1 protein-coding gene is annotated in these 205 nt (G+C 53.2%); it reads left to right on the top strand.

Annotated elements, in window-relative coordinates; genetic code table 11:
• Nucleotide 1: 1 nt before the first annotated feature.
• Nucleotides 2-205, top strand: a 204-nt coding sequence (locus HMPREF3016_RS06415) for a glycosyltransferase family 2 protein (RefSeq protein ID WP_141757710.1), incomplete at its 3' end; no start/stop codon positions are given.

Here is a 205-nt window from a genome sequence, read left to right as displayed (position 1 = left end):
TATGCGTACCCCTCGTACCAGCATCATCATGCCGGTCTACAACACCGCCAACACCGTCATCAACGCCATACAATCCGTCCGAAACCAAACAGACCCCAACTTTGAACTGCTCATCATGATCGACGGATCCCCCGATGACTCCGCCGACATCATCACCGACTACCACAAGAAAAACCCCGACACCCGCATCCACATCTTCAACAAC

This window comes from Rothia sp. HMSC065D02 (assembly GCF_001815285.1).
GTDB classification, from domain to species: Bacteria; Actinomycetota; Actinomycetes; order Actinomycetales; family Micrococcaceae; genus Rothia; species Rothia dentocariosa.
This window is presented reverse-complemented; position numbering and strand designations above follow the sequence as displayed.